This is a genomic window from Streptomyces sp. NPDC002701 (assembly GCF_042889045.1).
Taxonomy (GTDB): domain Bacteria; phylum Actinomycetota; class Actinomycetes; order Streptomycetales; family Streptomycetaceae; genus Streptomyces.
In genome coordinates this window covers 187028-213059 of the sequence record NZ_JBIAQL010000006.1, presented here as the reverse complement: position 1 = coordinate 213059, position 26032 = coordinate 187028, and the positions used below count along the sequence as shown (strand labels likewise).

Here is a 26032-nt window from a genome sequence, read left to right as displayed (position 1 = left end):
GGCGGAGAGGGCGAGCACGGGTGAGGGCGTCGGCACGGTCGGCCGGTGGCAGGTGTTCCTCTCCCCCTTCACCGCGGCCGATGGTTGCCGGGGCCTGCCGCTCCCGAGCCGGACCGGGTGTCCTCGTCGGGCGGGAAGGAGGTGTGGGTGAGCCTCTCGGAGATCTCCCAGACGCGTACGGCCTCGTCGTCGCCGCGGAGGCGGGAGTACAGGGCCTGTTCGGCGGGCGCGCCGGACAGGTGCCCCGGTCCGCTGGGACCGTACAGGCGGGCGCCGCGCGCGTCCGGTGAGGTGGCGGCCAGCAGGGCCGGCAGCAGCGCGGTCCCGACCGTCCCGACGAAGATGCCGCGGCGGCTGAGAGCGCGGATGACGCGTACGCCGGCGGTGTCCCGTGCCCGGCCGACTTCGGGGCGCGCGGCCAGGAGACTGGTGGGGGCGATGCCGGGGTGGGCGAGGTTGCTGGTGATCCCCCAGCCTCCGGCCCGACTGCGCCGGTCCAGTTCGCGTCCGAACAGGCCGAGGGCGATCTTGGACTGACTGTACGCGCGGCCGCCGTGGTAGGACCGTTCCCAGTTCAGGTCGTCCCAGTTGATGGCGTTCGCGTTCGCGCTGACACTGAGTTGTGAGGTCACGCGCGCGCGTCCGGCGCGCAGCAGGGGCAACAGGTGGGCGACCAGGGCGAAATGCCCCAGGTGGTTGCTGCCGAACTGCAACTCGAAGCCGTCGGCGGTGGTCTGCCGCTGCGGCGGGGTCATCACGCCGGCGTTGTTGACGAGGATGTGGACCGGACGGTTCTCGCCGCGCAGTGTGGCTCCCAGTGCGGCGACCGAGTCCAGCGACGACAGGTCGAGCTCCCGCAGGGACAGGGCCGCTCGCGGGTGCTGCTCCTTGATCTTCGCGACGGCGGCTCCGCCCTTACGGGGGTTGCGGACGGGCATGACGACCTCGGCACCGGCGGCGGCGAGGCGGGCTGCCAGGCCCAGTCCGACACCGTCGCTGGCGCCGGTGACGACGGCGAGTTTCCCTGAGAGGTCGGGAACGGTGATGTCCGGCTGTGTGCGTGCCATGTGCTGCTCCTGGTCTTCCCGAAAGCGGATGTGCTCTCAGGTTGCGCCCGGCCCGAGGGGTTATCCACGGCCTCTCGATCCCAGGCAGACAGCCCCGGGCGGCCCCGGCCTCAAGGGGGGATCGACAGTCCGAGGCAGCCGTCCGGCACCGGTGGCAGGATGGACAGGCGGGAAAATCAAGGAGGACGCCGTCGTGATCGATCGAGCTGGGCTCGCCGGGTTCCTGCGCCACCACCGGGAGTCGCTACAGCCTGAAGACGTCGGCCTCCCGCGCGGGCAACGGCGCAGGACCGCCGGTCTGCGCCGCGAGGAGGTCGCCACGCTCTGCCACATCTCCGCCGACTACTACAGCCGGCTCGAGCGGGAGCGCGGACCCCACCCGTCCGAGCAGATGATCGCCTCCATCGCGCAGGGTCTGCGTCTGTCCCTCGACGAACGCGACCATCTGTTCCGCCTCGCCGGGCACAACCCGCCGGCGCGAGGTGCGACCAGTGAACACGTCAGTCCCGGCCTGCTGCGTATCTTCGACCGGCTCACCGACACCCCCGCCGAGATCGTCACCGAGCTCGGCGAGACACTCCGGCAGACCCCGCTCGGCGTGGCGCTCACCGGCGACACCACCCGGTACACCGGTCCGGCCCGCAGCATCGGCTACCGGTGGTTCACCGACCCGGCCACCCGGGCCAGGTACCACCCCGACGACCACGCGCTGCACTCCCGCGTCTTCGCGGCCGGACTGCGCAAGATGGTCACGCTCCGCGGCCCCGGGTCGCGGGCGGCGCACCTCATGGACCTCCTCATGGCCCACAGCGAGGAATTCCGCACCGTCTGGGACGACCACGAGATCGGCATCCACTACAACGGCGTCAAACGCTACAGACACCCCGAGGTCGGCGACCTGGAACTGAGCTGCCAGACGCTTCTCGACCCTGACCAGTCACACATCCTCCTCGTCTACACCGCCGCCCCCGGCAGCGAGAGTTACGAGAAACTGCAGCTTCTGTCCGTCATCGGATCCCAGCAGGTTGTCGCGCGGACAACCTGAACCGGACGACCCGGTCCGGCGGACGCAGCGGACCGGGCAGACCCGGCGGATCCAGCGGGTCGCCGGAGCGGTGGTGGGCTCGGCGGGGGTCGGCTCGGCGGTGGGTGCTGTGCCCGGCCCGGCGCCTCCCTGGTCGTGCTCGACGTAGTGACGGGGTCTATTTCCGGGAGTTGTTTGTTCGGCGCCGGCGTCCCGAAGGCGAACAATGCGGAGCTGCTACACCTGGGGCGACCTGAGGACACGGAGGAAGACATGCATTCCTTGAAGAGACGTGCGTCGTCCATGGTGGTCGCGTGCCTCATGATGCTCGGAGTCACCGTCCTGGGCGCGCCGTCGGCCGAAGCCGCCGCCTACCCACCCGTCACCATCTCCCGCTCCATCTACCTCGTGGTGCCGCCACCGAACGGTTCCCCTCAAGCTCACCTTCCCGCTGCGGGCCCTCATCAGATCCGCCTTCTCGGGGGCACCTACACCTGGAGCGTCACGCTCAACGGCTCCACTGGATCCGGGACGCTCACGCTGCCCGCCGGCACGTACCTCTGGTACAACTGGCGCTGCTACCTGAGCCCGGACAACCCTTATTACAGGGGCAACTGCATACTCGATCCCCTGCCTGCGGGGGCTCCCTACATCTACTTGCCGGCTCCGGACAGCGCGTATCAGTGGAGCAGCATTCCTTCCACCGGTACGTACACCTGGTCGAGCACTCTGACCCCGCACTTCTGAGCCCGCCGTCCGAAGGCGGCGGGGGCAGCACGCCGGCAAGGCACGGGAAGAGTCGATAACCGGTGGAGTCGTCGACGCGAAGGGTCTATGTTCAGCGGGTTCGCGATCCATACGTTCCACACGAGGTGACTTGATGACGGTCCAAGCAACGGCAGCCGGCTCCGGTCGGCTGTCCTCCGCGAACGCCATGACCGCATCGAACCGAAGGACCACCTCTCGTGGATCTGCCACGCATCTTCACCATTCGCGAAAGCAGTCACCGCCTCCACAACCCGTTCACCCCTGACAAGCTCGTCATCCTGGGCGAGGCACTACAGCTGGCTCCCGGGACCCGCGTACTGGATCTCGCCAGTGGATCGGGCGAGATGCTGTGCACCTGGGCCCGTGACCACGGCGTCACCGGGACCGGGGTGGACATCAGCACGGTGTTCACGGAGAAGGCCCGCGCCCGCGCCGCCGAACTCGGCGTCGCCGACCAGGTCGCCTTCGTGCACGGCGACGCCTCCGGTTACGTGGCGGACGAGCCGGTCGACGTCGCCGCGTGCGTCGGTGCCACCTGGATCGGGGGCGGCGTGGCCGGCACCGTCGAGCAGTTGGGCGACAGTCTCCGTCCCGGCGGCCTGATGCTGATCGGCGAGCCGTACTGGCGTCAGGAAGTACCGGACCAGGAAACAGCCGAAGCCTGCCTGGCGGGCGGCAAGGACGACTTCTTGCTCCTGCCGGAACTGATCGAACGGTTCGGCGAACTCGGGTACGACGTCGTGGAGATGGTGCTGGCCGATCAGGACAGCTGGGACCGGTACCAGGCAGCCCAGTGGCTCAACCTCCGCCGTTGGCTCGACGGGCATCCGGACGACGAGCTGGCAGCGGAGGTACGGACCGAGCTCACCACCGGCCCCGCCCGGTACGCGAGGTACCAGCGTGATCACCTCGGCTGGGGGGTCTTCGCACTCATGGGGCGCTGATGGGTCATTGATGGGCCGTCGGCGGTCCGACAGGCCGGGTCCGGGCAGCGTTCTTGCCCGGACCCGGCCTGTCGGGGTCCCGGTCTGTCGGGGTCCCGGTCTGTCGGGGTCCCGGCCCTGCGCGCCTTCATGACGCAGACCCGGGTCGTCGACGCTTCAGCGGGACGGGCGGGGGCCGTGCCGACGTCGAGGACGCTCAGTCGAGACAGAACTCGTTGCCCTCGATGTCCTGCATCACGATGCACGACTCGTTCTCCTCGTCGGCGACCAGCGTTTGCACATGTACCGCGCCGAGCGCGACCAGTCGTGCGCATTCGGCCTTGAGCGTGGCCAGTCGCTCTTCGCCCACGAGTCCGGTGCCGACCCGTACGTCGAGATGCATCCGGTTCTTGGCGACCTTCCCTTCGGGAACGCGCTGGAAGTACATGCGCGGGCCGACGTCCGCGGGGTCCTTGCACACAAACCATGCGCCTCGCTTCTCAGGGGGCTGCGCACGGTGGTAGTCCTCCCAGGTGGTGAACCCCTCGGGCGGCGGCGGTACGACGTACCCCATCACCTCGCACCAGAAGCGCGCGACACGCTCAGGTTCCGCGCAGTCGAAGGTGACTTGGAACTGCCTGATCGATGACATCGGCGCACCATAGCAGGGAGATTCTGCCGCTCGTCCCCCGAACAGATCCGCAGTCTGTCGGCAGGACCGCACCTGGGGTAGACCTGTCCGTTCGTCAGCCTTGCACTCTCCGCACCTGCCCGCCTCCCAACCGCCTGACCTGCGTCTTTTCAGCTCCTTCGAAAGACCTGGCCCGCGGTGCGCGGCGTTGGCATCGTGGCCTCGCCGGACAACACCGGTTCCAGGGAGGAAGCGTTCATGACCAGGAACACGACCGACAGCAGAACCAGGAAGACCGCGCTGAGGCTGGCGACGTTCGCGACGGCCGGAGTCGTCGGCACGGCACTCATGGCCCTCGCTCCCGCCGCTTCGGCGTCATCGGTGCCCGCGGCGGCACCCGCCGCCGCCTCGGCCTACACCTGTCACTTCTCCTGGCAGGGGTCGTACCTGTACGCCGGCTACAGCTCCACCAACACGACCAACACCGAGTTCGGTCAGACCGGTAACCGGGTGGTCGAGGTCCAGTGCCTGCTGACCTACTGGGCCAACCGCGTCGGAGACAGCAGGTTCGATCCCAAGGGGATCGACGGCGAGTTCGGCAACAACACCAGGGCAGCGGTGATCAACGCGCAGAAGGTCTGCTTCACCGACCCCAATGACTGGGACGGCGAGGTGGGCCCGAAGACCTGGCCCTGCCTGCGGATCTGGTAACGCCTGCCGGTGCGCAGGTCCACTGGACCGACGTGAGGCCGACCGCCTCATGGAGACCGGGGTACGCGGGCAGGTCGCCCGCGTACCCCGGCCCGCTTCCGCTCTGTTGCGGGAATTTCCCCGCAACCCGTAGCAGGGTCTTTCACCGACCGAGAACGCCACCGGGCAGAAGCGAACTGGCGGAGGCGACCGGGTGACCCACTTCCAGTGACCCCAGGACACTGCGCAGGAGGTCGCCACCGGGGACTTCAGTGGACGGGCCCGGGGCAGTCGCCGCCTGTGCGGCAGGAGCGGACACCAGCAGGGCGGCGGCGACAGCGGACATGAACGCGAGTTTCTTGATCATGCCGACTCAACGACCGCACGCCCCGAGGGGAAACGCCCGTCTCCCGACCGCGCGCGGTCGAGTGCCGCGGATACGTCCGAACGGCGTACGGAGGACTCGGCGAAGCCGAGCCGATTCGGTAGTTGTAGACGTCGTGCCACACCCCGCTGACCTGACCGTTGGGACAGGTGAGCGCTCCTCGCGTCCGGCCATCTCCGAGATCACCGGCACGAACGTCAACATGCGGGCGACACCGGGCGGCCAGTGGGTCGGCACGGCTCAGCGGGGCGACTGCGTGTACCGGTACGCGGCGACGTCCGGACCCGCGGTCCTCCTTGTCATGGGGAGCCGTCCGACGGGCATGGCTCCGTGGACTTCCTGTGTAAGGGCCCGTGCGTTGTTCGTGTTCGCGCATCGGCACCGAACGGTCAAGTCCCGGAAAGCCGCGCCGCGTTGCCAGGACGGCTCCGCTGACCACCGGCGAGGACCGTCACGTCGTCGGTCGGGCGTCCCTGCACGTTCACCCGCTGTGTGTCGGCAGCAGGTCGTCGAGGTGGCCCTCGGGCAGCACCTTGGTCGAGTTGTGTTCGCGGACGATCCGCCAGCCGGCCGGCGTCCGGCGCCAGACCAGGGACGTCGTGGTACGGATGTCCGTGGTGACGTCGGGCAGGGTGATCCGCGCTACGAAGGTGAGCGTGGACGCGGCCAGGTCATGGTCGGCGATGACGTACGGGCCGTCGTCGACGGCATGACGTGCGGCGACCATCCTGCGGAAGTTGGGTTCCCAGATCGCACCGTATCCGGCGGCTGTGCTCGCCACGCGCTGCTCGGGGTCGAAGTCGTCGTAGAGGCGGACGTCCGGGGAGCTGAAGTCGTACAGCTCGCCGAAGGTGCGCCGGAAGTCGAACGGCGGGTCCCCCTCGTTGCGCTCCCATCCGAACACCCATCGGCTGTGCAGGTCCGCGATCACTTGTTCATCGTTCATGACCTCGACGCTAGAGCCGCGGGCGGGACCTAGGCAGGGTCCGTCGCACCCACCATCGTGGGACAGCCAGGGCTCAGTGCTCCTGTAGGTGGTCACCGAGTGGCACAGGCGGCAAGGCGGGCAGGTCGGCGGCCACCGTGCCGAGCAGCGCGAGGGCCTGCTGTGAAGCGCTGCCGGGCTCGGCCTGGTACACGATGAGCTGCTGGTCCGTCGCGCTGTCGACGGTGAACGAGTCGTAGGTCAGGGTCAGCTCGCCGACCTGCCGGTGGTTGAAGGACTTGGCCTCATGAGCCTTGCCCCGTACATCGTGCCGGGACCACAGACGGCGGAACTCCGGGCTCCGCAGGGACAGTTCACCGACCAGCTCGGTCAGCCGACGATCGTTCACCAAGTCGCCGCTGCCCGCGCGCAGGGCCGCCAGCCCGGACCTGGCGACGCCTTCCCAGTCGGGGTAGAAGTCCCGGGCGTCCGGGTTCAGGAAGGTGAACCGGACCAGGTTCGTCTCACCCTGTTCCAGCATGCCGGCGAAGAGGGCGCGCCCGAGGCGGTTGCCGGCCAGCACATCCAGCCGGCGGTCGAGGATCAGCGCGGGGGTGTGCAGCCAGCCGTCCATCAGGCGGAGCAGACTCGGGCTGACGGACAGACCGTCGCCCCGCCGGACACGGCCACGGGCCGTCCGCGCCAGCTGGTGCAGGTGCGCCGTTTCCTCGGGATTCAGTCCGAGGGTGCGGGCCAGGGCGTGCACCACCTGTGCGGAAGGATGCTTCTCCCGTCCCTGTTCCAGGCGGGCGTAGTAGTCGGTGCTGACCCCGGACGACTGGGCGACCTCCTCTCGGCGCAGGCCAGGCGTCCTGCGCCGGCCCGACCAGACCAGTCCGACCTGGTCCGGGCTCGTCGTTTCTCGCCGCGCACGGAGGAACTCTCCCAAGGAGTTGTCATGGTCCATGCCTCAACGGTAGGCGCACACGCGATCCGCTACCTGGGTGTGGCACACCCTGGACAAGACCACCCTGGCTGGCCTGCGGTCCGCCGAACATGCTCGGTGTCATGACAGACAACGTTTCGCACGACTCCTCCCTGCCCGTCGCCGATGTGCCCGCTGGTCCGCTGGCCGGCCGGGTCGCGGTGATCACAGGCGCCGGCGCCGGGATCGGCGCCGCGACCGCCCACCGATTCGCCGCCGAAGGCGCGTCGGTCGCTCTGCTCGGCCGGCGTCCCGGGCCGCTGGACGACCTCGCCGCGACCCTGCGCGAGGAACACGCCGTGGACGTCCTGGCGGTCCCCGTCGATGTCACCGACGCCGCCGCGCTGACCGCCGCCGCGTCGACGATCCGCGCCGCCCTGGGCCGGCCCGACCTGGTGGTCGCCAACGCGGGGGTGATGCTCGGAGCGCCGTTCGAGGAGGCGGACACAGCCGAGTGGGACCAGATGATCGACGTGAACCTGCGAGGGCTGCTGACGACCGGCCGGGTCTTCATCGAGGACCTGCTCGACGCGGCAGCAGCCGGACGGCCCGCGGACCTGGTGAACCTGGGTTCGATCGCGGCCGAGGTGATCTTCGCCGACTACCCGGTCTACGGGGCGACCAAGGCGGCGGTCGCCCAGCTGACCCGCAACCTGCGCGCCTCTCTCGGGCCTCGCGGCGTACGGGTGCGGTCCGTCGACCCCGCCTTCGCCGTCACGGAGCTCGGCGCCGACATGGGGCACGAGGCCACTCGGGCCGGGCTGGACAAGATGCGGTCGGCCATCACGACCATCACCGCGGAAGACGTGGCCGACGCCATCACGTACTCGGTGGCGGCACCGGCCCGGGTCAACATCGCCGAGCTGACGGTCGTTCCCACCGAGCTCGGCTGACACCCCGCTATCGGGGGCTGACAACGACGTCCGCGGTGCGGAAGGCGCCGACCAGCGGGGGGGCGCGTGAGCCTCGAAGTGCTTGGCCGGCGTCTTCCCCGGTGCCGGTGTCCCCGGCGCTCGGAGCACGGACCCGAATCGACCTAACCGTTGATGTCGAGTGCGGTTCCGTACAGACGGTCCACCTGTGCAGGTCGGTGACATGTGGTCGTTCGCCGTTGCTGAGGGCGAGGCCGAGGTCTCCGAGATCACCACGGTTCATGCAGCGCCGCTCGCGGGTCGCGTCGCAAGTGTCCGACCCTGATGCGGTCGGCCGTCGTCGAGAACCGCACGGTACGGGCGGGCCTGGTCGGGCTGCTGCGCGCCGCACCCGGCGTCGAGGTGGTCGGCGAGGCCGGCGACGGCGCGGAGGCCGTGGTGTTGGCCGCCGAGACCACGCCGGACGTGATCCTGATGGACATCCGGATGCCCGGAATGAACGGCATCGAGGCCACCCGGCGCATCCTCGCCCAAGCCTCGGGCATCCCACCCCGGAACGGCTGCTCGCCGCGGTGGCCGCGGTCGGCGGCGGTGACGCGCTCTTCGCACCCAGCGTCACCCGACGCCTGGTGGAGGCATACGCGCGCCAGAGCACCGGCGAACGGCCCACGGACCTGAACGCTCTGACCTCCCGCGAACTGGGGGTCCTGAAACGCATCGCCCATGGCCTGTCCAACCTGGAGATCGCCGACCGCCTCTACATCAGCGAAGCCACCGTCAAGACCCACCTGAACCGCACGATGACCAAACTCGACCTCGCCAGCCGGGCACAGGCTGTGGTGATCGCGTACGAATCGGGCCTCGTCGTCCCCGGCCGACAGCGACTGGGGACGTGGACCGCTGCCCCGGCCTCGTATCACCCTTGCGACCCGACATGCGGGGCGCTCGCTCCTACTGCTGGAGCTCCATGACGTCGGCGACCGCGCAGCTGACGTTGTCGGGGCCGCCGCAGCCGTTGGCCAGGGCGACGAGTTCGCGTACGACCGCCTCGGGCTCATCGATCTCGGAGAGCACCCGGTCGATCTCCTCGGTCCGCACGACGGTCGACAGACCGTCGGAACAGAGCAGGTAGCGGTCCCCCCGCTCGACGTCGTGCAGGCGCATGTCCGGGGTGCCATCGGCCCCGGGGCCCAGGGCGCGGATCAGCAGGGACCGCCGAGGGTGGGAGGCGGCCTCCGCAGAGCTGAGGCGTCCCTCGTCGACCATCGACTGCACCATGGTGTGGTCGTGGGTGATCTGGAACAGCTCTCCACCGCGCAGAAGGTAGACGCGGGAGTCGCCGATGTGGACAAGGGCGAGCTGTGAGCCGGTCCATAGCATCGCGGTGAGTGTGGTGCCGGCCTCGTCGGACGACGAAGCGGGCCCGGCGACACCGTTCACTGCCCGTTCGGCCTGTTCGACGGCGTCTTCGAGCAGGTGGAGGAGATCACCGGCCGGGCTGCTGTCGGTTTCGAGGCGCTTGAGCGCGTCGACGGCGGCGGCGCTGGCGAGAGCTCCCTGGGCACCGAAGCCGTCGGCGACGGCGAGCAGCCGGGACCCGGCGTACACGGTGTCCTGGTTGCTCTCGCGGACGAGGCCGGTGTCGGAGAGGGCGGCGTAACGGATGGCAAGGGGCTTGGCGGTCGGGGACAAGGCACGGTCCTTCCGGGACAGGTGGTCGATGAGGAAGGTGGCCAGGTCCCGCCGTGCGGCGGTGTCGGCTTCGGCCTGCACCCAGAACGCTCGGATCTCCTGGGCCGCCTGACCTGCGTCCAGCGTGCAGACCTGCCGGATGCGGGCCAGCGGCATCCCCAGCCTTCGCAGCCAGGCGACGAGCCGGGCCTGATCCAGTTGCTCGGGTGCGTAGAGGCGGTAACCGGTCACCGGGTCGACCCGCGCGGGGGTCAGCAGGCCGAGCTCGTCGTAGAGGCGCAGCGCCTTCGGTGACAGCCGGGACGCCTTCGCGAACGTCCCGATGGTCAGCAACCCCATGCTCGTTCCTCCTCATACCGGGCACCTCACCCGGCACCTCCGATGCTGTGGGCTCCCCCAAGGTGAAGGTCAACCAAGGACATCAGCCGAAGCTCCGGTCCGAGGTCCCCCGTCCGCGGTCCGCGGTCCGCGGTCCGCGGTCCCGGCGGGCGTGATGGACGTCACGGGAAGTCGGGGTCCGATCTTGGAATGCTCGGCCGGCCCCTCCTGCTGGCTCAAGGGGCCTGCCCTGTTCCATGGCTGCGACAGGTTACGGGGGACGGAAAGTGCTCTCGGGCCCGCTCTCGTCTCCCCACACCGGCCGCCGCCCCCGAAAGGTCCCCCGCACCATGCCCCTGGCCCTGCTCGCCCTCGCCGTCGTCGCGTTCGGCATCGGCACCACCGAGTTCGCGACCATGGGGCTGCTCCCCCAGATCGCCGACGGGGTCGGAGTGTCCGTGCCGCAGGCCGGCAACCTCGTCTCCGCCTACGCACTCGGAGTCGTCGTCGGCGCCCCCGTCCTGACCGGTATCGGCGCGCGCATACCCCACAAGCGACTGCTGCTGCTCCTGACGGGGCTGTTCGTGGTCAGCAACGCCGCCTCCGCGATCGCCCCCGACTTCGGTCTGCTCTTCGCCGCGCGCTTCCTGGCGGGCCTGCCGCACGGAGCGCTGTTCGGTGTGGGCGCGGTTGTCGCCTCCCGGCTGGTCGCTCCCGAGCGGGCGGCACGCGCCGTCTCCAAGATGTTCCTCGGGCTGACCGTCGCGAACATCGTCGGCGTGCCGGCCAGCACGGCTCTGGGCCAGCAGCTCGGCTGGCGCTCCGCCTACTGGACGGTCGCCGTCATCGGTCTCGTCGCCCTCGTCGCACTGGCCCTCTTCGTCCCTCACCAGCCCCGCGGGCAGCAGTCCGGCATCCGGCACGAGCTGCGGGCGATGGGCAACAAGCAGGTCGCGATCGGTCTGGCCACGGCCGTCGTCGGGTTCGGCGGATTCTTCGCCGTCTACAGCTACCTGGTGCCCATGCTCACGCACCTGACGGGTGTCTCCGACGCCTCGACCACGCTGGTCCTCGCGCTCTACGGCGTCGGAATGACCGCCGGCACCCTGCTCGCCGGCCCACTCACCGACCGTGCCCTGCGGCCGACCCTGTACGGGGGACTCGTCCTGCTCGCGGCGGCGCTGGTGACGTTCTACTTCACCGTCCACGCCACCGTGCCCGCCCTGCTCACCATCACCTTCATCGGTGCGATGGGCTCCCTCATCACCACGCCCGTTCAGATGCTCCTCATGGCCAAGGCGAAGAACGCTCCCACCATGGCCGCGGCCTCCAACCACTCCGCCTTCAATCTGGCCAACGCCGGCGGCGCCTGGCTCGGCGGCCTGGTCATCTCGGCGGGCTGGGGCTGGGCCGCACCCAACCTGGTCGGCGCGGCCCTCGCCGTGGCGGGCCTCGGCCTCGCCTTCACAGGAGGGCTCATGGACCGGGGCGGCTCCCGCTCCGAGACGATCGCCTCGGCCACGCGATCGTCCCTGTCCCCGTCCCCGTCCTCCGGCACGGTGCGCCCGGAGGACTCGACCGTCGATCGTCGGACGGGCTGACCGGTCTCGCGACCGAGCGCCGGGGCCGGTTTTCCGCATCCGCCGGCTCAACCGGGCGGCGGTCTCAGAAGGGCGGCCAGTTGCGCAGGGCCGCGTCGGCCAGCTCCTGCAGTTCCTCGCGGTCGACACCGCTCGCGGCCTGTACGGCGATGCCGTGGGCGAAGGTGGTGAGGTAGCGGGCCAGTAGCCCCGGATCGGTGTCCACGGGCAGGTCGCCGTCATCGACGGCCCGCTGGAACCGCTCGCGGACGGACGAGTAGCCCTCGTTGCGCCAGGCGACGAGGAGGTCGCGGACCTCCTGCCCGGAGTCACTGGCGGTCAGGGCGCCGTGGACGCCCAGACACCCTTGCGGATTGGCCGGGCGGGTGGTGGTACGCACGGTGCCGGCCAGGACCGCGGCGGCGACGTCACGGGCGGTCGGCTCCTCCATGGCCCGGACCAGGTAGGCGCTCGGGCCTTCGGTGTACCGCTCCAGGACCCTGCGGAACAGCTTCTCCTTGTTGCCGAAGGCCGCGTACATGCTGGTGGTGGAGATGCCCATGGCGTTCGTCAGGTTGGCGGTGCTGGCGCCCTCGTAGCCATGCCTCCAGAAGACCAGCATGGCGCGCTCGAGAGCTTCGTCCGCGTCGAATCCTCGCGGTCGGCCGACAGGGCCGCTCCGTTTTGTCTCCACTCCCCCAGCCTACCCTTCTGCAGCGATCGCTGCAGAAGTGCTACCGTTCGACTTCCGCAACGATCGCTACAGAAGGAGTACTCCATGCCAGACAGTGATCTGCGCGCGTTCTACCTGCGCTACATCGAGGCGCTCAACGCCCACGAGTTCAACGGTATGGACGAGTTCATCGACGACCGGACCACCCTGAACGGCGAGCCGGCCACCCGGGACGATCTCATCGCGGTCCAGAAGCACGACGTGGACGCGGTTCCGGACCTCCGCTGGGAGCTCAAGGAGCTCCTCTTCGACGGTGACCGACTGGCCGCGCGTCTGGTAAACACCGGCACGCCGGTGAAGGAGTGGCTCGGCGTGGCCCCCACCGGCGCCTCCTTCGAGATCGTCGAGTACGCCATCTATCAGGTCCGCGACGGGCGCTTCGTGCACATGACCGCCCTGCACGACGCCGACGCACTCCTCCGGCAACTGAGCGCCTGATACCCGCTGTTCGGAGTCGCCGGCTCATCCCCGTGCGACACACACCGCCCACGCCCCCCGGGTCACCCAAGTCACCCGGGTCACATGATTCCCGAGGACCCACCATGACCATCACACTGATCACCGGCGCCAACAAGGGCATCGGTTTCGAGACGGCCAGACAGCTTCTGGCCCTGGGGCACGTCGTCTACATCGGCGCGCGCGATGCCGAACGGGGCGAGAAGGCGGCGGCCGCGCTCGGCGCGCGATTCGTGCGGCTCGACGTGACCGACGACGCGTCGGTGAGCAGCGCACTGGCGGCGATCGACGCGGCCGAGGGCCGGCTCGACGTCCTGGTGAACAACGCGGGCGTCCTGGCCGACGGAGTCACCGACGGACCTACCGCTCTTCGGGCCTTCGACACCAACGCGGTGGGAATCGTGCGCGTCACGGAGGCGGCGCTCCCCCTGCTGCGCAAGTCCACGAACCCGACCGTGGTCACCGTGTCGAGCAGTGCCGGATCGTTCTGGGCCGTCACCAATCCGGACCGGCCCGAATACTCCTTGCCACTGGCGCTCTACTCCGCCTCCAAGTCCGCGGCCACCATGCTGACGGTCCAGTACGCCAAGTCCCAGCCGGGCATCAAGTTCAACGCGGTCGAGCCCGGCACCACCGCGACCGACCTGACGGCGGCGTTCGGAATCGGGCGGGCACCGGAGGAGAGCGCCAGGGTCGTCGTGCGGTGGGCGACTCTCGACGCGGACGGTCCGACGGGAACCTTCCAGGACGAGAACGGGGAAGTGCCCTGGTAGCCGTGGAGGTGCCTGGGGTGTAAGTGGAGTGCAAGGGGTGCAGGGGCGGACACGAGCGAGGGACGGCCCGGCGCAACTGCCCCCACCAGAGCAGTCGGCCGGCCCCCGCCAGAGCGGCCCGCCCGGCCCCCGCCGGATCGGCCGAACGCCCCTCACCGGACCAGCTGGCGGCCCTCCGACCGAACCGGTCGGGGTCGGCCCGAGTGCGTCATGGCCGGACCGCTCTGCCGAGACCCATCGGTCGGTGCGGCTGTGGCCGTACTATCGGGTGATCTCGTGGGGGAGGTCGACATGGGCAGACAGCGCCCCGGCACGCCGACGCTGGAGGAGGTCGCAGCGCTCGCCGGAGTCGGGCGGGGGACCGTCTCGCGGGTCATCAACAACGCGGCCGGCGTACGGCATTCGACCCGCAGGGCGGTGGAACGCGCCATCGCGGAACTGGGGTACGTACCCAACCTGGCCGCCCGTTCCCTGGCCGGACGGCGTGCCGACGCCGTCGCACTGGTCATGACGGAACCGGACTGGCGGCAGTTCGGGGAGCCCTTCTTCTCGGCGGTCGTCGGCGCCGTCGGCGACGCGCTGACCGACACCGGCGTGCAGCTCCTGCTCACCCTGGTCCGTACGGACGTCGAGCGGCAGCACTTCGTCGAGTACGCGCGAGGCGGCCGCGTCGACGGTGTCCTGCTCATGTCCGTCCACGCCAAGGACCCGTTGCCCGACATGCTCTCCGCGGCGGGCCTGCCCACCGTCCTGCTGGGGCGCCGCTCCGGCGACGAAGCCGTGACCTACGTCGACGCGGACAACGTGGGCGGGGCCCGTGAAGCGGTCGCCCATCTGGTACGTACCGGTCGCACGGCCATCGGGACGGTCACCGGGCCGCCGGACATGTACGTCGCCCAGAGCCGGCTGCGTGGTTACCGCGAGGGTCTTGAGCGCGCGGGCGTCGAGATCAGGCCGTCCTGGATCGTCGAGGGGGACTTCACGCAGGAGAGCGGGCGCCGCGCGACCGCCGAACTCCTCGCCCGGGCGCCGGAGGTGGACGCCGTGCTCGCCGCGTCGGACACGATGGCCGCGGGCGCGCTGGAGGCGCTGCGCGCGGCGGGGCGCCGGGTGCCGGAGGACGTCGCCGTGATCGGCTTCGACGACTTCCCGCTGGCCCAGCACACCGAGCCCCGGCTGACGACCGTGCGCCAGCCCATGGAGGAGATGGGCCGCACCATGGTCCAGTTGCTGTTCGACGTGATGCGGGACTCCTCCGGCGCATGGCGCCACGTGATCCTGCGTACGGAACTGGTGGAGCGCGCCTCGACCTGAGCGAATGTTTCGGGAGCGCTCCCAGTAGCTGTCGGCCCTTGTGGATCACCCTGGTTGAGCTGGTGGTTCCGAGATTGTTCCGAGTCATCGGCGCGCGCGGGGTTGTCAGGGACATGCACTACTCCTACAGTCCCGTGCCAACAAGGAATTGGGAGCGCTCCCATTCACGGATGGACACACCGCGCTCCCCTCGGCCCGGTCATTCGCACCCTCCCCCGAGAGGTCCCCCATGCGACCGATACCGCGTCTGGCACCGACACCGCGTGCAACCCGCGCTCCACACCGCCTGTTGGCAGCCCTCCTGACGGCTCTCGCCTCCGTCGTGGCGCTGCTGTCCGCGACCGCACCGGCGCACGCGGACACCACGATCTGCGAGCAGTACGGAACGGCCACGATCCAGAACCGCTATGTCGTCCAGAACAACCGCTGGGGCACCAGCGCCACCCAGTGCCTGAGCGTGAGCGACTCCGGCTTCCGGATCACCCAGGCCGACGGTTCGGTGCCGACCAACGGCGCCCCGAAGTCGTACCCCTCGGTCTTCAACGGCTGCCACTACACCAGGTGTTCGACCGGCACCAACCTGCCGGCGAGGATCGACACCGTCTCGACCGCCCCCAGCAGCATCTCGTACGGCTACGTCGACAACGCCGTCTACAACGCCTCGTACGACATCTGGCTGGACCCGACGCCCCGCACCGACGGCGTGAACCAGACCGAGATCATGATCTGGTTCAACCGGGTGGGCCCGATCCAGCCGATCGGTTCGCCGGTCGGTACGGCCTCCGTGGGCGGTCGTACCTGGGAGGTGTGGAGCGGCAACAACGGCGGCAACGACGTGCTGTCCTTCGTCGCGCCGTCGGCGATCAGCAGCTGGAGCTTCGACGTCATGGACTTCGTCGACCAGGCCGTCGCCCGTGGACTCGCCCGGCCCGACTGGTACCTGACGAGCGTCCAGGCCGGCTTCGAGCCCTGGCAGGGCGGCGCGGGCCTGGCCGTGAACTCCTTCTCCTCCACCGTCTCCACCGGCGGCGGCACGGGCAACCCCACCGATCCGGCGGCGTGCACGGTGTCCTACGCCACCAACGTCTGGACCGGCGGCTTCACGGCGAACGTCACTGTCGGCAACAACGGCCCGGCTCCGGTCGAGGACTGGCGGCTGGACTTCACACAGCCCTCAGGACAGCGGATCACCAGCGCCTGGAACGCCACCGTCAGCCCGGACTCGGGGGCGGTGACCGCTCGCCCGCTCGCCCACACGAAGCGGATCGCCGCCGGGGCCAGCCAGTCCTTCGGCTTCCAGGGCACGTACACCGGCGCCTTCGCGGCACCGGCCGGGTTCACGCTCAACGGCACGGCCTGCGCCACCGCGTGACGCCCAGAGGGTGCCCCCAGCCGTCGTCGACCGTCTCGTGCGGACCGGCTCGGGCGCCCACACCGTTCGATCAGGGACAGGAGAATCCATGTCATTACGCATGTCGCTACGCACCAGACTCATCTCCCTCGGGGCAGTGATGGCGACCCTCCTGGGCGCCCTCGGCCTGACCCTGCTCGGCCAGGGCAAGGCCGAGGCGCACGGCGTGGCCATGATGCCGGGGTCGCGTACCTACCTCTGCCAGCTGGACGCCATCACCGGCACCGGCGCCCTCGACCCGACCAACCCGGCGTGCCGGGCCGCCCTCAACCAGAGCGGTGCCACGGCGCTGTACAACTGGTTCGCCGTGCTGGACTCCAACGCGGGCGGGCGCGGCGCGGGTTACGTACCGGACGGCAAGCTGTGCAGCGCCGGCGACCGGTCGCCGTACGACTTCTCCGGCTACAACCTGGCCCGTGCGGACTGGCCGCGGACGCATCTGACGTCCGGGGCCACGATGCGGGTCAAGTACAGCAACTGGGCCGCGCATCCGGGCGACTTCCGGGTCTACGTCTCCAAGCCCGGCTGGTCACCGACCTCTTCGCTGGGCTGGGGCGACCTGGATCTGGTCCAGACGGTCACCAACCCGCCCCAGCAGGGCTCGGTGGGTACGAACGGCGGTCATTACTACTGGGACCTCAAGCTGCCCTCGGGGCGTTCCGGTAACGCGATGATCTTCATACAGTGGGTCCGGTCGGACAGTCAGGAGAACTTCTTCTCCTGCTCCGACGTGGTGTTCGACGGCGGCAACGGCGAAGTCACCGGCATCCGGGGCGGGGGCGGCACGCCGACTCCCGACCCGACGTCTCCGACCCCTGACCCGACGCACACCGGCTCCTGCATGGCCGCCTACGAGGTGGTCAACTCCTGGAGCGGCGGCTTCCAGGGTTCCGTCCAGGTCATGAACCACGGGACGCAACCGCTCGACGGCTGGGCGGTCCGGTGGAAACCCGGCACCGGCACGAAGATCAACAGTGTGTGGAACGGTTCGATGACCACGGCCTCGGACGGCACGGTCACGGTCCGCAACGCCGACCACAACCGCACCGTGGCTGCCGACGGCAGTACCACACTGGGCTTCACGGCCTCGTCGACGGGCAACAACTTCCCCGCCGGCACCATCGGTTGTGTGAATCCGTGACGCACGGGCCGGGCGGTCGGCGACCGCCCGGCCCGCTGCGCCGCGGGATTGCGACACCTCCCGGCCCGTCGCGCCACGGGAATGTGACACCGCTCACGGGGAACACGCCTCAGCACGAGCAAGGCATGTACTCGTCACGGTGACAGAAAGTGAGGACCTCCCATGGCACTCCACGGCCAAACGGCTCACCCCTACCCCGGATCCAACGACTTTCCCGCACCCCGGACGAGCAACGGCATGGCGATCGCCGCACTGGTCCTCGGTATCGCGGCCTGCGTGTTCTTCTGGACGGTCTTCGGCGGCATCCTCCTCGGCCTCGTCGGTCTGGTACTCGGGATCGTCGCCGCCCGCCGCGCCCGTGGCGGTCGGGCACCGCACCGGGCCATGGCCATCGTGGGCGCGGTGCTCAGCGCCCTCGCGCTGATCGCGTCCACCGTGATCGTCGTGATCGGCGTCTCGTTCCTCACCTCGGACTCGTTCAAGGACTACAACGACTGCATCAAGCACGCCGACAACCAGTCCGACCGCGATCAGTGCGCCGAGGACTTCGAGCGCGACGTCGAGAACAACTGATCCCTCCGCCCGTCCGGCACGCCCCGGGGCGACGGGCCACGCGACCGTCGCCCCACGGGCAGGACCGAAGCTCACCACCCGGCATCAGCCGCCCTCACCGTTTCCCCATGTCACAGCCGGCACGGCACCCTCAGTTTTTCGGACATTGTTTGTTCGGGCAGGCAGCCCCGAACGCGAACAACGCGGAGCCGCTACACCTGAGCCCCGGTACGTGGTCACACCGGTCGGGGACGCCGGTCGGGCACGTCGGTCCGGAACTCGGGGAGGGACGGCATGCTCCGCACCTGCGCAACAGCCCTGTCTGTGGCCCTGTGCTGCGCCCTGTCGGCCTGCACGGCGGACACGGCCGGCCCTCCCCGTGCGGAGCCGGGACGCACCGGGCCGGTGACCGCCGCCGAGAGATCGCTGCTGTACGACGCCAAGCAGGCCCTCGTCTCCGACCCCGACAAGAGGTACGCGCGGGCCCTTTCGCCCGCTACGGCGCCGGCGGCACCCAGAAGCTGGAGAACAACATCTCCGCCCACCGCTGGGTGCACGCCTGTACGGAGAACCCGGTGTGACGTCCGTCGGGTAACTTTGTCATGCGCATTCCATGACATCCACGTCGTGAGCCCACCGATGGGTGGCGCTAGGGGGAACAGCCATGGCCGACGAGATGGTCAGACTCGCTCAGAGATTCGTGAACTCCGCATACGGCGAACGCCTCATAGGCATGACGGTCGCGGAGGACGGCAGGACGCGCTGGGAGGTGATGTACGCCCTCACCCGCGCCCTGCAGTACGAACTGGGCATCACGACCCTGTCCGACAGCTTCGGCCCGACGACGCTGTCGACCCTGCAGTCGAAGTTCCCGCAGCTGAACGCCGTCACCGTGCCCAGTGCCAACTTCGCACGGATCATCCAGTCCGCCCTGTACTGCAAGGGCTACGACGGAGGTGAGATCGACGGCGTCTACAACGCCCGGGTCGAGGCGGCGATGTCGCGGCTCAAACGGGACATGGGAGTGGACGGCGCCTTTCCCGGCAGCGACCTGACACCGAAGGTGTTCAAGGGCCTGCTCACCATGGACGCCTACATCACCGTGAACGACGGATCCGACGCGATCCGCACCGTCCAGCAGTGGCTCAACTCGCGGTACGTCAACCGCCGCGACTTCTTCGTCGTCCCGTGCGACGGCCACAACTCCCGGGACGTGGCCAAGTCCCTCCTGTTCTCCATCCAGTACGAGCTCGGCATGGCCGACGGCACCGCGAACGGGGTGTTCGGCCCCGGCACCCAGGCCGGCCTTCGCTCACACCCCGTCTCCACGGGGTCCCAGGGCGTCTGGGTGTCCCTCTTCTCGGCCGCCATGATCCTCAACAAGCGCCAGACGGCCTTCACGAGTTCCTTCGGCAGCGCGCTCGCCGACGAGGTCCGGGCCTTCCAGTCCTTCGTGAAGCTCCCCGTCTCCGGCGGCGGCGACTTCTCCACCTGGGCCTCACTGCTCGTCTCCTACGGGGACCAGTCCCGCAAGGGCGAGGCGTGCGACGGCGTCACCCGGATCACCCCGGCGCGTGCCGCGGCACTGAAGGCGGAGGGCATCAGCATCGTCGGCCGCTACCTCACCAGCGTCAGCAGCACCCCTCCGGAGAAGGTCATCCAGGAGGGGGAACTGCGGACCATCGCCGAGAACGGGCTGCGCTGCTTCCCGATCTACCAGACCGTCGGCCGGGACGCCTCCCAGTACAGCTACCCCCTGGGCCGGGCCGCCGGCTACGCGGCGATGAACGCGGCCATGGACCACGGTTTCCAGAACGGCACGCGGATCTTCTTCGCCGTCGACTTCGACGCCCTCGACCACGAGGTCACCTCCAGCATCCTCCCCCACTTCAAGGGCATCCAGGACTCGATGGCCGACGCCGGAGACCCGTATCAGATCGGCGTGTACGGGCCGCGCAACGTCTGCACCCGGGTCGGCGCGGCCGGCCACTCGACAGCGAGTTTCGTGTCGGACATGTCCTCCGGGTTCTCCGGCAACTACGGATACTCGCTGCCGCCCGACTGGGCGTACGACCAGTTCGTCACCCGCTGGGTCGGCGCCGGGGACGGCCGTATAGAGATCGACAACAACATCGTTTCGGGCCGCGACCGCGGGCAGAACACCTTCAACCCGCCCCGGCCGCCGAGGGCCGACACCCGGCTGCACAACTCGCTCCTCACCTCGATGCTGGTGGACATCGGCAAGTACATGCAGTCCATCGGGTTCTCCGACAGCTCCCCCTTGCGGTTCTTCAGCCACCAACAGTGCTTCGAGCAGATCATGTCCATCGGCGACGACGTGATCACCGAGGTGTCGAACCGCCACAGCATGCGCAAGGCGCTGATCCAGACGAGTGCTTACTGGGAGATGCGGCACATCGGTCCCGAGGACCAGGTCCAGGACGACCGGGTGCGGCTGTACCACAACGGTCTGCCCGGCGGCATCAGGGACTCCTCCACCGGCATCGCCCAGATCACCGGCAACGCCGGACTGCGCGCCTGGAACCACTGCATCGGCAAGGGATACGTGTCGGGCACCGTCCGCAACCCCGATCACGACCCGGATCTCTACACCATCTGGAACCAGGTGCAGGACGCGGCCTTCGCCCTGCGGACCGTGGCGCTGATCCACCTGTGGGACGCCGAGGGCAAACCCGGCGGGAACAACCCGGAGGGCGGGGAGACGGTCCTGCGCCCCATGGCACTGGACTACAACGACCGCGAGATCTTCCAGGTCCTGCGCCGCTACCAGGGATTCGGGGACGAGGCCGAGGCGCACGCCAGGCAGCGCCTGGGTCTCTACTACGTGTGCGAGAAGTACAACAGCATCGCCCGGAACATGTGAGAGAGGGGACTTCGAGATGACGAACCCAGCACGCATCAGCCGCCGGGCCCTGCTGACCCGCGCGGCGGCGATCGGTACCGCCGTGGCGCTCCCCGGCTCCGTACTGCTGTCCACGCCCGGGTACGCGGCGCAGAAGCCGTACCGGACCTCGGTGGAACAGGCGGTGGAGCGACTGCGTGAGCGCAACGCCCGGGTGCTCACCGGCAGACCGTCCCGCAACGGGTGGGAGATGGAGAACGCGGCCGACACCCACGGGAGCATCTACACCCGCCCGGTACCGGGCACTCCGCTGGAGGGGATCCAGGTGCGCCTGGGCGAGGTCGAGACGGTCCTCGTCCATCTGGTCCGCCGCTTCCACTACGAGATCGACACCCTGCGCGAGGGTGACGTCATCGGCTGGCGCGCCCCGGACAGGATTCGGACGCGCCTGCCGGAGTCCAACCAGGCGTCCGGCACCGCCGTGCAGATCCGCCCCGGCCACTATCCCTCCGGCACCCGCGGCGGCTACTTCCCGCTGCAGGTCACCGTCGTACGGGACATCCTCGCCGAACTCGGCGGAGTGGTGCGCTGGGGCGGTGACGACACCACCCCGGACGAATCCCTGTACTACCTGGACGTGAGACCCGGGGACTCCCGCCTCACCTCGGTCGCGAGACGGCTCCAGGGCTGGCGGGACACACCGGGCCTGGGCGCCGGCGCACCCGTCGACGTACTGGCGCGCGACCGCCGCGACGCGGCGAAGACGCTGGAACGGCGACAGCGCGGCTGACCCCGGGGGCCGGGGGCCCTTGGCCCCCGGCGCTCCCGGCGGATCGGCCGAGTTGACGAGATGTGGTTCTCCCGCGGCGAGGCCCGTGCCACGGGCGGCGGCGGCAACCCGCGGCAGGCGGTGTGCAGTTGGCGGCTTTCGGTCTGACCATCCGCGGCCGGGAGGCAGACACTGGCAGCCACCCACCGTAGGAGGCCGCCGTGAGTCCCGTGCGTTGCGAGAGGCCGCTGCGATGCGTCGGCAGGGCCGTCGTGGTCCTGGCGCTGCTCGTCGGCTGGTCCGCCACCGTCGGACCGGCCGCCCACGCCGCTGAGCGAGCGGGACGACGGGCGGCAGCCGTGGAGGTGCGCGGCGGCGACACCCTCCACAGCACCGGAGGCCGCTGCACCGTGGGCTTCAACGCCCGTTCCGGCGCCACCTTCTACGCACTGGTCTCGGGCCGGTGCGCCCAGGGCGCCCAGACCTGGTACGCCGACGCCGCCCTGACCGTCGTCGTCGGCGTCACCGCCGGAGTGAGCTTCCCGGGCAACGACTACGCGAGTATCCGGTACACCAACACGGCGGTCGCGTACCCGGGCGAGGTCTCCCTCGGCGCCGGCGCCGGTACCCGCGACATCACCAACTCCGCGCATCCCGTCGTCGGGCAGTCGGTCTGCCACGTCGGACGGACCAGCGGATACCGCTGCGGAACAGTCCAAGCCGTGAACGTCACCGTCAATCACGGGGGAGGCAACATCGTGTACGGGCTGTTCCGCTCCACCGTCTGTGCCGAACCCGGAGACACCGGAGGCCCCGCCTTCTCGGGCGGTACGGCTCTCGGCACCATCGTCGGCAGCAGCGGGAACTGCAGCTCGGGGGGCGTCACCTACTACCAGCCTGTGGTCGAGCCGCTGTCGGCGTACGGGCTGAGCGTCTACTGAGGCGGGTGGGCGCGGCCCGCTCTCGGCGGGCGGGGCGCCGGCCGCTCCGGGGTGCTGGACCGGTTCCTCCGTGACGCCTCCGTGACACCCGAACCTCGTAGCCCGGTCAGGCGCGGTCTGCTTGGATCGCGGCATGACCGACACCGTCAGAGATACGAGGAAGATCGGGATCCTGCTGTTCCCGGATGTCGAGGAGCTGGATGCCGTCGGGCCCTGGGAGGTCCTGTCGTACTGGACGCGCACCTTCGCCGATGACGGGTGGCAGGCGTTCTGCTTCTCAGCCGACGGCAAGCCCGTGACGTGTGCGAAGGGGCTCACTGTCGGAGCGCATCACTCGATGGCCGACATGCCCCCGCTCGACGTACTGCTGCATCCCGGCGGCCGCGGGACCCGTCCGCAGCTCCACGACGACCAGCACCTGGAGTGGGTGCGGTCGCAACGGCGCTCAGTGCCGCTGATGACGAGTGTGTGCACCGGGTCGCTGGTCTTCGCCGCGGCCGGACTGCTCACCGGACGGCCCGCGACCACGCACTGGGCGTCGCTGGAACGGCTCGCGGAACTCGATCCGACGATCGGCGTGCGGGCCGACGAGCGGTTCGTCGACGACGGTGACGTGATCACCTCGGCAGGCATCTCGGCGGGCATCGACATGGCTCTGCACCTGGTCGCCCGGCTGGCCTCACCGGAACGGGCACGTGAGGTGCGGCGCGGCATCCAGTACGACCCGCGGCCGCCGGTGTGAACCGGCCACGGGTGTCGCCGTCTCGGACGCGGGCGACGGCCGCCTGCCCCGCGCCGTCCGCCTACTCCTCGGGCTCCTCCTCGTCGGGTTCGTTCTCGTCGGGTTCGTTCTCGTCCGGCTGAGGAGCGGACGTGGTCTCGCCCGCGGGGGCCGACGCGGACGGCGGGACACCGCCGTCCTGCGAGGCGGTCGGCGTCGGTGCCGTGGCCGATCCTCCGGGCGTGTCCGGCGACTGCGACGCCCCCGACGACCCCGCTGAGGAGCCCGAGCCGGAAGAATCCGACCCGGAGCCGGACTCCTCGGAGCCCGAACCGGAGGAGTCGGAACCGGAGGGTTTGGCGGACGATGACGGGCTGTCAGGTCCGCCCGGCTCGGGTGATGTGTCATCGGGCGAGAAGAGAGCCACGCCGACGAACAGCGCCGCCACGAAGAGCACCGCCGCGGCGACCGCCCCGAGAACGCGCGGCCGCCGGCTCGACCGCTCGCGTACGCCGTCACCGCCACCGTCTGCAACCGGGAGGTGGTACGTCGTCGCGGGGCCGTTCTCCGCACGGGTGCGCGGCGTGCCAGCGCCGGCCTCGGCCCCGGCCCCGGCCCCGGCCCCGTACGACGGTCCGGACGCCGTCCCCGACCCGTACGAGAGTCCGGCGCCGGGCGCGGGCAGCGGCAGCGGCTCCGCAGGACCGCGCCAGGCCCCGCCGCCGAACCAGTCCGCGACCTGCTGGGCCGTGGGCCGGTCCTCGGGCTGCTTGGCGAGCAGGTCGAGGAGGTAGTTCTCGAAGGCGGGCGGCAGCCGGACGCCCCGTTCCCTCGGCGGCACCGGCGCCATGTCGATGTGCTGGTGCAGGGTGATCGTCGCGGACTCGGCCCGGAACGGTGGCTCGCCGGTCAGCAGCTGATACAGCACGCAGCCCAGCGAGTACACGTCGGAGGCGGCGCTCGCCGGGCTGCCCAGCGCGCGCTCGGGTGCGAGGTAGAGGCTGGTGCCGACGATCTGCCCGGCCGTGGTGAGCGCGGAGGCGGGGTCGTCGACGAACCGGGCGATGCCGAAGTCGCCGATCTTCACCGTGCCCTCGGCGTCCGACATCAGGTTCCCGGGCTTGATGTCCCGGTGCACGATGCCCTGCCGGTGCGCGGCAGCGAGGCCGGCCGCGGCCTGCGCGGCGATCTGCGCGACCCGCTCGGGTGTCAGGCTGCCCGCCGCGGCCAGCTCCTGCGCCAGGCTCTGGCCCTCGACCAGCTCCATGACCAGGTAGAAGCGGTTGTCCCAGGAGCCGAAGTCGAACACGGCCACGACGTTCGGGTGGCTCAGCCGGGCAGCTGTCTGCGCCTCCAGCCGGAACCGCGCGGCCGCCGCGGAGTCGGCGTCGTCGCCCAACAGCAGCTTGACCGCCACGGACCGGCCGAGCACCTCGTCGGTGGCCCGCCAGACCTCACCCATACCGCCCCGGCCCAGGGACGCGCCCAGTCGATACCGCTCCGCCACCAGCACCTGCGCATCATCCTCACGTCCAACGAGCCATCACGGCGACTGCGTACGACGCGTCGCTCCACGCAGAAGCGCAGACAGGGCGATCCGCAGTGGGATCAGCCTACGACCTGGTCACATACCCCCTGCGGGCGCGGTACCGGTCGGCCGCTCTCGGAGTTCCGGCACGGTCCTCCCGTGGCGCGGAGGCCGCACTTCGAACCCGGGCGGCGCGGCAGGTGGAAAGGCGCCGTCTCGGGGGACCCAGCCGGGACGGTACCGTTTTCACCGGTGACGCCCCGTCCGTTCCCACCCTCCGAGGCCCTCGTGCGACGACTCCTTGCCCGTCTCTGGCGACTGCTGCGCCCCGTCCAGAACCGCATCATGTGGTTGCTGAACGCCAAGTTCGTGGTGGGCGTGATCGGTGTCGTGCGTGACGACGAGGGCCGGGTCCTGATGCTCCGGCACCGTATGTGGCCACCGGATCGCCAGTGGGGTCTGCCGAGCGGCTTCGCGCACAAGGGTGAGGATCTGCGCCGCACCGTGGTCCGCGAGGTCAAGGAGGAGACCAACCTCGATGTGGAGGTGGACCGTCTGGTCATGCTGAACAGCGGCTTCCACACCCGCCTGGAAGTGGCTTACGAGGCCCGTCTCGTCGGCGGTGAACTGCGCCCCGACCCCCTGGAGATCCTGGAAGCCCGCTGGTGCCGCCCCGACGACCTGCCCGAAGGCATCCAGCCCGTGTGCGACCCCCTGGTACGCGGCGAGACGATCCCCTGAGACCGCAGACCCGCGACCCGGGTCCCAGGACCGGAGACGGGAGACCCGAGACCGTAGACGGGAGACCGGAGACCGGCTCAGGGACCCGAATTCGGTTGCCGGGCGTCGGGAGCCCGTCTATCGTTTCTCGCATGGGATCTCTGTGATGGATGAGGATGCGCGGCGTCGAGCTGGACTCCGCTGACGCATCCAGCAGCGTGCCCCGCTGACACCGCACCGCGCCGATCTT

At 69.9% G+C, this 26032-nt stretch carries 24 protein-coding genes and 2 pseudogenes; 18 read left to right on the top strand and 8 right to left on the bottom strand.

The window, feature by feature from the left end; genetic code table 11:
- Positions 1–68: 68 nt before the first annotated feature.
- Positions 69–1067, bottom strand: coding sequence for an SDR family oxidoreductase (locus ACFYXC_RS19480; RefSeq protein ID WP_389553147.1), 999 nt, complete (start codon positions 1065–1067; stop codon positions 69–71).
- Positions 1068–1260: 193 nt separating this feature from the next.
- Between ACFYXC_RS19480 and ACFYXC_RS19475 the strand changes: the two genes are divergently transcribed.
- The 3 genes from ACFYXC_RS19475 (at position 1261) to ACFYXC_RS19465 (ending at position 3803) form a co-directional block, all read left to right on the top strand.
- Entirely contained in the window at positions 1261–2112 is an 852-nt protein-coding gene (locus ACFYXC_RS19475; RefSeq protein ID WP_389553145.1) for a helix-turn-helix transcriptional regulator, read from the top strand.
- A gap of 252 nt (positions 2113–2364) precedes the next feature.
- Positions 2365–2838 (top strand): hypothetical protein, encoded by a 474-nt coding sequence (locus tag ACFYXC_RS19470; protein ID WP_388909465.1) that lies wholly within the window; start codon positions 2365–2367, stop codon positions 2836–2838.
- 218 nt (positions 2839–3056) lie between these two features.
- The gene (locus tag ACFYXC_RS19465; RefSeq protein ID WP_389553143.1) at positions 3057–3803 is read left to right on the top strand and encodes an SAM-dependent methyltransferase; all 747 of its coding nucleotides are present in this window, start codon (positions 3057–3059) and stop codon (positions 3801–3803) included.
- A 196-nt stretch (positions 3804–3999) separates the two neighbouring features.
- On the opposite strand, the gene ACFYXC_RS19460 is transcribed toward ACFYXC_RS19465, so the two are convergent.
- On the bottom strand, positions 4000–4434 hold the full coding sequence (locus ACFYXC_RS19460) for a VOC family protein (protein WP_389553141.1): 435 nt from the start codon (positions 4432–4434) through the stop codon (positions 4000–4002).
- Positions 4435–4671: 237 nt separating this feature from the next.
- Between ACFYXC_RS19460 and ACFYXC_RS19455 the strand changes: the two genes are divergently transcribed.
- Complete coding sequence (locus tag ACFYXC_RS19455; protein ID WP_389553139.1) at positions 4672–5124, top strand: peptidoglycan-binding protein; 453 nt, start codon at positions 4672–4674, stop codon at positions 5122–5124.
- An 845-nt stretch (positions 5125–5969) separates the two neighbouring features.
- Here the strand turns inward: ACFYXC_RS19455 and ACFYXC_RS19450 are convergent.
- Both ACFYXC_RS19450 and ACFYXC_RS19445 read right to left on the bottom strand, forming a co-directional pair.
- Complete coding sequence (locus ACFYXC_RS19450; protein WP_389553137.1) at positions 5970–6434, bottom strand: YybH family protein; 465 nt, start codon at positions 6432–6434, stop codon at positions 5970–5972.
- A gap of 73 nt (positions 6435–6507) precedes the next feature.
- Positions 6508–7380, bottom strand: coding sequence for a helix-turn-helix transcriptional regulator (locus ACFYXC_RS19445; protein ID WP_389553135.1), 873 nt, complete (start codon positions 7378–7380; stop codon positions 6508–6510).
- Between the two features lie 101 nt (positions 7381–7481).
- Here ACFYXC_RS19445 and ACFYXC_RS19440 point away from each other — a divergent pair, with 101 nt between their 5' ends.
- Complete coding sequence (locus tag ACFYXC_RS19440) at positions 7482–8291, top strand: SDR family oxidoreductase (RefSeq protein ID WP_389553133.1); 810 nt, start codon at positions 7482–7484, stop codon at positions 8289–8291.
- Between the two features lie 260 nt (positions 8292–8551).
- Here the strand turns inward: ACFYXC_RS19440 and ACFYXC_RS19435 are convergent.
- Positions 8552–8632 (bottom strand): annotated as a pseudogene (locus ACFYXC_RS19435) (PPOX class F420-dependent oxidoreductase); the annotation flags it as partial.
- On the opposite strand from ACFYXC_RS19435, the pseudogene ACFYXC_RS19430 reads away from it, so the two are divergent.
- A pseudogene (locus ACFYXC_RS19430) lies at positions 8595–9145 on the top strand (LuxR C-terminal-related transcriptional regulator); the annotation flags it as partial. The pseudogenes ACFYXC_RS19435 and ACFYXC_RS19430 overlap by 38 nt on opposite strands.
- A 76-nt stretch (positions 9146–9221) precedes the next feature.
- On the opposite strand, the gene ACFYXC_RS19425 reads toward ACFYXC_RS19430, so the two are convergent.
- Positions 9222–10301 (bottom strand): MerR family transcriptional regulator, encoded by a 1080-nt coding sequence (locus tag ACFYXC_RS19425; protein ID WP_389553131.1) that lies wholly within the window; start codon positions 10299–10301, stop codon positions 9222–9224.
- A gap of 329 nt (positions 10302–10630) precedes the next feature.
- Here ACFYXC_RS19425 and ACFYXC_RS19420 point away from each other — a divergent pair, with 329 nt between their 5' ends.
- On the top strand, positions 10631–11881 hold the full coding sequence (locus ACFYXC_RS19420) for an MFS transporter (RefSeq protein WP_389553129.1): 1251 nt from the start codon (positions 10631–10633) through the stop codon (positions 11879–11881).
- Between the two features lie 64 nt (positions 11882–11945).
- Here ACFYXC_RS19420 and ACFYXC_RS19415 read toward each other — a convergent pair whose 3' ends face one another.
- Complete coding sequence (locus tag ACFYXC_RS19415) at positions 11946–12554, bottom strand: TetR/AcrR family transcriptional regulator (protein ID WP_389553127.1); 609 nt, start codon at positions 12552–12554, stop codon at positions 11946–11948.
- An 84-nt stretch (positions 12555–12638) separates the two neighbouring features.
- Between ACFYXC_RS19415 and ACFYXC_RS19410 the strand changes: the two genes are divergently transcribed.
- The 10 genes from ACFYXC_RS19410 to ACFYXC_RS19365 all read left to right on the top strand — a co-directional run bounded on the left by ACFYXC_RS19410 (position 12639) and on the right by ACFYXC_RS19365 (position 23555).
- On the top strand, positions 12639–13031 hold the full coding sequence (locus ACFYXC_RS19410; RefSeq protein ID WP_389553125.1) for an ester cyclase: 393 nt from the start codon (positions 12639–12641) through the stop codon (positions 13029–13031).
- A gap of 104 nt (positions 13032–13135) precedes the next feature.
- Complete coding sequence (locus ACFYXC_RS19405) at positions 13136–13822, top strand: SDR family NAD(P)-dependent oxidoreductase (protein WP_389553123.1); 687 nt, start codon at positions 13136–13138, stop codon at positions 13820–13822.
- A 291-nt stretch (positions 13823–14113) separates the two neighbouring features.
- The gene (locus ACFYXC_RS19400; RefSeq protein WP_389553121.1) at positions 14114–15136 is read left to right on the top strand and encodes a LacI family DNA-binding transcriptional regulator; all 1023 of its coding nucleotides are present in this window, start codon (positions 14114–14116) and stop codon (positions 15134–15136) included.
- A gap of 229 nt (positions 15137–15365) precedes the next feature.
- Positions 15366–16508 carry a cellulose binding domain-containing protein gene (locus tag ACFYXC_RS19395; RefSeq protein WP_388909421.1) on the top strand — a complete coding sequence of 381 codons (1143 nt, stop codon included), beginning with the start codon at positions 15366–15368 and terminating at the stop codon, positions 16506–16508.
- Between the two features lie 100 nt (positions 16509–16608).
- Positions 16609–17688: a lytic polysaccharide monooxygenase gene (locus ACFYXC_RS19390; RefSeq protein WP_389553486.1), complete on the top strand. Its 1080-nt coding sequence runs from the start codon at positions 16609–16611 to the stop codon at positions 17686–17688.
- A 237-nt stretch (positions 17689–17925) separates the two neighbouring features.
- Positions 17926–18261, top strand: a complete 336-nt coding sequence (locus ACFYXC_RS19385; protein WP_388909418.1) for a DUF4190 domain-containing protein — start codon at positions 17926–17928, stop codon at positions 18259–18261.
- Positions 18262–18904: 643 nt separating this feature from the next.
- Positions 18905–21124, top strand: coding sequence for a glycoside hydrolase domain-containing protein (locus ACFYXC_RS19380; protein ID WP_389553118.1), 2220 nt, complete (start codon positions 18905–18907; stop codon positions 21122–21124).
- A 16-nt stretch (positions 21125–21140) separates the two neighbouring features.
- Positions 21141–21893: a hypothetical protein gene (locus ACFYXC_RS19375; RefSeq protein WP_389553116.1), complete on the top strand. Its 753-nt coding sequence runs from the start codon at positions 21141–21143 to the stop codon at positions 21891–21893.
- A gap of 200 nt (positions 21894–22093) precedes the next feature.
- On the top strand, positions 22094–22813 hold the full coding sequence (locus ACFYXC_RS19370; RefSeq protein WP_389553114.1) for a S1 family peptidase: 720 nt from the start codon (positions 22094–22096) through the stop codon (positions 22811–22813).
- A gap of 133 nt (positions 22814–22946) precedes the next feature.
- Positions 22947–23555 (top strand): DJ-1/PfpI family protein, encoded by a 609-nt coding sequence (locus ACFYXC_RS19365; protein ID WP_388909402.1) that lies wholly within the window; start codon positions 22947–22949, stop codon positions 23553–23555.
- A 61-nt stretch (positions 23556–23616) separates the two neighbouring features.
- Here the strand turns inward: ACFYXC_RS19365 and ACFYXC_RS19360 are convergent, their stop codons facing one another.
- Complete coding sequence (locus ACFYXC_RS19360) at positions 23617–24996, bottom strand: serine/threonine-protein kinase (RefSeq protein ID WP_389553484.1); 1380 nt, start codon at positions 24994–24996, stop codon at positions 23617–23619.
- 354 nt (positions 24997–25350) lie between these two features.
- Between ACFYXC_RS19360 and ACFYXC_RS19355 the strand changes: the two genes are divergently transcribed.
- Entirely contained in the window at positions 25351–25803 is a 453-nt protein-coding gene (locus ACFYXC_RS19355; RefSeq protein WP_389553111.1) for an NUDIX hydrolase, read from the top strand.
- The last annotated feature ends 229 nt before the right edge of the window (positions 25804–26032 follow it).

Coding starts and splice junctions, on each gene's coding strand:
- ACFYXC_RS19405 (WP_389553123.1), top strand. CDS start 13,136: ATGACCATCACACTGATCACCGGCGCCAACAAGGGCATCGGTTTCGAG.
- ACFYXC_RS19460 (WP_389553141.1), bottom strand. CDS start 4,434: ATGTCATCGATCAGGCAGTTCCAAGTCACCTTCGACTGCGCGGAACCT.
- ACFYXC_RS19410 (WP_389553125.1), top strand. CDS start 12,639: ATGCCAGACAGTGATCTGCGCGCGTTCTACCTGCGCTACATCGAGGCG.
- ACFYXC_RS19455 (WP_389553139.1), top strand. CDS start 4,672: ATGACCAGGAACACGACCGACAGCAGAACCAGGAAGACCGCGCTGAGG.
- ACFYXC_RS19480 (WP_389553147.1), bottom strand. CDS start 1,067: ATGGCACGCACACAGCCGGACATCACCGTTCCCGACCTCTCAGGGAAA.
- ACFYXC_RS19395 (WP_388909421.1), top strand. CDS start 15,366: ATGCGACCGATACCGCGTCTGGCACCGACACCGCGTGCAACCCGCGCT.
- ACFYXC_RS19390 (WP_389553486.1), top strand. CDS start 16,609: ATGTCGCTACGCACCAGACTCATCTCCCTCGGGGCAGTGATGGCGACC.
- ACFYXC_RS19420 (WP_389553129.1), top strand. CDS start 10,631: ATGCCCCTGGCCCTGCTCGCCCTCGCCGTCGTCGCGTTCGGCATCGGC.
- ACFYXC_RS19385 (WP_388909418.1), top strand. CDS start 17,926: ATGGCGATCGCCGCACTGGTCCTCGGTATCGCGGCCTGCGTGTTCTTC.
- ACFYXC_RS19375 (WP_389553116.1), top strand. CDS start 21,141: ATGACGAACCCAGCACGCATCAGCCGCCGGGCCCTGCTGACCCGCGCG.
- ACFYXC_RS19380 (WP_389553118.1), top strand. CDS start 18,905: ATGGCCGACGAGATGGTCAGACTCGCTCAGAGATTCGTGAACTCCGCA.
- ACFYXC_RS19400 (WP_389553121.1), top strand. CDS start 14,114: ATGGGCAGACAGCGCCCCGGCACGCCGACGCTGGAGGAGGTCGCAGCG.
- ACFYXC_RS19470 (WP_388909465.1), top strand. CDS start 2,365: ATGCATTCCTTGAAGAGACGTGCGTCGTCCATGGTGGTCGCGTGCCTC.
- ACFYXC_RS19450 (WP_389553137.1), bottom strand. CDS start 6,434: ATGAACGATGAACAAGTGATCGCGGACCTGCACAGCCGATGGGTGTTC.
- ACFYXC_RS19360 (WP_389553484.1), bottom strand. CDS start 24,996: ATGGGTGAGGTCTGGCGGGCCACCGACGAGGTGCTCGGCCGGTCCGTG.
- ACFYXC_RS19365 (WP_388909402.1), top strand. CDS start 22,947: ATGACCGACACCGTCAGAGATACGAGGAAGATCGGGATCCTGCTGTTC.
- ACFYXC_RS19440 (WP_389553133.1), top strand. CDS start 7,482: ATGACAGACAACGTTTCGCACGACTCCTCCCTGCCCGTCGCCGATGTG.
- ACFYXC_RS19425 (WP_389553131.1), bottom strand. CDS start 10,301: ATGGGGTTGCTGACCATCGGGACGTTCGCGAAGGCGTCCCGGCTGTCA.
- ACFYXC_RS19445 (WP_389553135.1), bottom strand. CDS start 7,380: ATGGACCATGACAACTCCTTGGGAGAGTTCCTCCGTGCGCGGCGAGAA.